This is a genomic window from Kineococcus vitellinus (assembly GCF_009906315.1).
GTDB lineage: Bacteria > Actinomycetota > Actinomycetes > Actinomycetales > Kineococcaceae > Kineococcus > Kineococcus vitellinus.
Map to the genome: position 1 here is coordinate 1 of NZ_JAAALL010000370.1, position 3,709 is coordinate 3,709.

The following is a 3,709-nucleotide window of genomic DNA, read 5'->3' on the forward strand; positions in this document are numbered from 1 at the left end:
GTCCCGGTCCCCCGCGGCTCGCGCACCGTGCGCCCCGCCCCGGTGCTGCCCACGTCCTGACCGCCGGCCTCCGCCGCAGCGAACCTCCCCGGCGCGGCGAACCTCCCAGCGGTGATCCCCTCCCAGCGGTGATCTTCCACGGTGCACCGTGGAAGATCACCGCCTGTCCACAGGGGCTCCGGTCGCCGGGGGCCGGGCTGTGGACGGGGGTGCGGGAGGTCCGGCCGGAGCGGACACCCTGCGGCGGTGCCGATCCGCGCGACCCTCCCCGACGTCCTCGCCGACCTCGACGTCGACGAGGAGGTGCGCGTGCGGCACCTGCTGCCCCTGCTGCCCCCGGGCGCAGCGCTCGCCCACCGCAGCGCCGCCGCCCTGCACGGCATCGGCCTGCGGATGCCGCACGAGCGCGGCACCGCCCGCCCCGTCGAGGTCGTCGTGCCCGCGGGCACGGCGCCGGTCCGCCGCAGCGGCGTGCGCTGCTTCGCCGCCGACCTGGCCGGTGACGTCGTCCTCGTCGACGGGGTGCCCGTGACGTCGCCGCTGCGCACGGTCCTGGACACCGCACGCTTCGCCCCGCCGCCGCTGGCGCTGGCGGTCCTCGACCTCGCCGCGCGACGCGGGTCCTTCTCCCCCGTCCAGGCCCTCCTGCGCCTGGACGCCGCGGCCGGGCAGCGCGGGGTGGCGCGGGCGCGTCGCCTCGTGGCGCTCACCGACCCGGGCGCGGAATCGCCGGGCGAGTCGTGGCTGCGGTTGCGGCTGGCCGACGCGGGGTTCCCCCGGGCGCGCACGCAGATCCCGGTGGCGGGCTACCGCCTCGACCTGGGCTGGCCGGCGCGGCGGCTGGCGGTCGAGTTCGACGGCCGCGAGTTCCACGACGGTGCCGGTCCCCTGGCGCACGACCGTCGCCGGCGCGGGCACCTGGCGCAGCGGGGCTGGACGGTCGTCGGCGTCGGGGCCGGCGAGGTGCTCGGGCGCTCGCTGCACCTGGAGCTCGGCGTCGGCGAGCTGCTGGGGCTCGCACCGCAGCTGCGCACCCGGCGGTGGTGATCTTGCGCGGTGCACCGCGCAAGATCACCACCGGACGTGGTGGCGGGGCGTCAGGACGGGGAGGCGAAGGGCGTGTCGTCGAGGTGCTCGAGGAGCTCGCGCAGGGAGTCGTGCACGCCGCTGGCCCCGGCGCCGGCGAGCTCGTCGGTGGAGTAGCCGCCGGTGCGCACCGCCACCCCCGCCATGCCGGCCTTCGCGGCGGCCTCCACGTCCCACGTGGAGTCGCCGAGGACGACGCCGGCGCGCCCGGAGACCCGCTGGAGGGCGACCTGGAACAGGTCGGGCGCGGGCTTGGTGGCCTCGGCGTCGGCCGAGCTCGTCCACGCCGCGCACAGCTCGCGGGCGTCGAGCTTGTCGAGGAACGCCTCGACGTGCTGCTGCTGGCCGGAGGAGGCCAGCACGACCGTCCAGCCGCGGCGGCCGAGCTCGGCGAGCAGGTCGCGCGCGCCGTCGAAGGGCTGCACCTCGGGCAGCAGCGGGTCGAACTCCTCCGTCCACGCGCTGCGCGCGTCGTCGCCGTGCTCGGCCTCGAACTCCTGCCCGGCGACGGCGGGCACGAGCTGGTCGCCGCCCATGCCGATGGCGCGGTGGATGCGCCACACGGGCAGCGTCAGCCCGAAGCGGCGGAACGCGCGGAACCACGCGACGGAGTGCTGGTAGTTGGTGTCGACGAGCGTGCCGTCGACGTCGAGGAGCGCGGTGTCTGCCACGAGGGGGAACCTCCAGGTCGGGTCCTGCCGGGGTCTTCACGCCGCCACGTCGACGCAGAACAGCTTGCGCGGGTCTTGGAGCAGTGCGGGGGGCTGCACGTCCGAGCGCGCCACCCGCCCGCCCCAGCGCACGCGGCGCCGGTGCGGGGCGACGACGCCCTTGCGGGCGTCGAACTCGTAGTCGCCGACGACCTCGCCCAGCAGCAGCGCGCGCTCGCCCTCGATGGGCAGCGCGACCTCGTCGCCGGGTTCCAGCTCGTTGACGAAGGTGTCCAGGACCCGCAGGTCCTTGCCGGGCCGCCGGCCCGGGCGGACCTCCTTGAGCAGCTGGCGCAGCGTGGCGCCCTCGGCGGCCAGCCGCACGTCGACGTCGATGCCGCTCTCGGTGCCCAGCCCCACGACGCCGTCGGTGAGGAACTCCCCGACGGCCTCGGGCGCACCGGGGCGCACGACCCACACCAGCCGGCCGGCACCGCGCACGGGCGGCTCCAGCGAGGGCGGGTCCGGCCAGTGGTAGGGCAGGTCGTCGGGTTCCCCGTCGCCGAAGAGCGGCCGGTAGAAGGCGGGATCCTTGCGCAGCAGCGCCGAGCGGTGGCTGCGGTGCACGGCCTCGTCGCCCAGCCACGGCGGCATGAGGTCCGCCAGCTCCGGCTGCGGGCGCCCGACGACCTCGGGGGCGAACTCGGCGATGAGCCGCTCGGTGGAGTCGGCGCGCCCGGGCCGCTTCCACTCCGCGACGCAGGCCAGGCCGTAGGCGACGAGCGCGGGCGTGCAGCCGCGCCACATCCGCACCGCGGGGTGGTTCACCCAGCCGTAGTCGGGCAGTTCGAGGGCGCGCAGCACCTGCAGCGTCTCGACCCGCTGCTTGCCCAGCCGCGGGGCGTCGAGGACGGCCGCCGACCGCGCGAAGTCCGGGTAGGGCAGGAAGGTCTGCACCCGCCCACCGTGGCGCGCGGCGACGGCCGTCGCACGTCGAGGACGCGCCGGGTCGGTACCCGGCGTCAGTACCCGGCGTCGAGGTCGACGAGGCCGAGCAGGTCCTCGCCCGCCGCGAAGCGGCGCACGTTCTCCTCCACCCGCGCCGCCAGCGCCGCGCTCTGCAGCTGCGAGGGGTTGGTCGCGTGCGGGGTGACGATGCAGCGCGGCTCGCTCCACAGCGGGTGCCCGTCGGGCAGCGGCTCGGGGTCGGTGACGTCGAGCGCGGCCCCGGCGATGGTGCCCGCCGCCAGGGCCTCGACGAGGGCGTCGGTGTCCACCAGGGAGCCGCGGGCGATGTTGACCAGCCAGCCCTGCGGGCCCAGCGCGGCCAGCTGCTGCGCGCCGACGAGGGCGCGGGTGGCCTCGGTGGCGGGGGCCGCGAGCACGACGTGGTCGGCGGCCTCCCACACCTCGCCGACCCGGTCGGCGGGCAGGGTGCGCTCGGCGCCCTCGACGGCGTGGCCGCGGCGGGTGACGGCCAGCACGCTCGCGCCGAGGCCGGTGAAGGCGGGGATCATGGCCCGCCCGATGCCGCCGGCGCCCACGATCGCGATCGTGGCCCCGCGCAGCGTGGACTGCACCGGGCCGACGTCCTCGGGGCGCCAGGTGGACTGCCGGGCGGCCAGGCCGATGCCGCGCACGCCCGCCAGCAGCAGCGCGACGGCGCCCTCGGCGACGGCGGAGGAGTACGCGCCGGTGGCCGAGGTCCAGGTGCGCTCGCGGTCCAGGCGCCCGCTGTCCACCCACGCCTCGATGCCCGCGGAGGGCAGCTGCACCCAGCGCACGGCCGCGGGCAGCTCGGGCAGCTCGCCGTGGCCGCCGACGACGACGAGGACCTCGGCCTCCTCCAGCGGCACCAGGCGCCCGCCGCCGCGCTCGACGGCGGCCTCGACCTCCGCCGAGGAGCCGGGGCCGACGTGGACGGCGGGGGTGCTGGTCTGCGCGGGGGCCATGGACGGGACGCTCCTGCTCGC

4 protein-coding genes are annotated in these 3,709 nt (G+C 77.4%); 1 reads left to right on the forward strand and 3 read right to left on the reverse strand.

Annotation, left to right across the window (positions count from 1 at the left end):
* Positions 1–246 precede the first annotated feature (246 nt).
* Positions 247–1,047: a DUF559 domain-containing protein gene (locus GTQ99_RS20950; protein WP_166617634.1), complete on the forward strand. Its 801-nt coding sequence runs from the start codon at positions 247–249 to the stop codon at positions 1,045–1,047.
* Positions 1,048–1,097: 50 nt separating this feature from the next.
* Here the strand turns inward: GTQ99_RS20950 and GTQ99_RS20955 are convergent, their stop codons facing one another.
* The 3 genes from GTQ99_RS20955 to GTQ99_RS20965 form a co-directional block, all read right to left on the reverse strand.
* On the reverse strand, positions 1,098–1,757 hold the full coding sequence (locus GTQ99_RS20955; protein ID WP_166617635.1) for an HAD-IA family hydrolase: 660 nt from the start codon (positions 1,755–1,757) through the stop codon (positions 1,098–1,100).
* A gap of 36 nt (positions 1,758–1,793) precedes the next feature.
* A complete protein-coding gene (locus GTQ99_RS20960; RefSeq protein ID WP_166617636.1) occupies positions 1,794–2,693 on the reverse strand; it encodes an MSMEG_6728 family protein in 900 nt (299 codons plus the stop codon).
* Between the two features lie 65 nt (positions 2,694–2,758).
* Entirely contained in the window at positions 2,759–3,688 is a 930-nt protein-coding gene (locus GTQ99_RS20965) for a D-isomer specific 2-hydroxyacid dehydrogenase family protein (RefSeq protein WP_166617637.1), read from the reverse strand.
* Positions 3,689–3,709 lie beyond the last annotated feature (21 nt).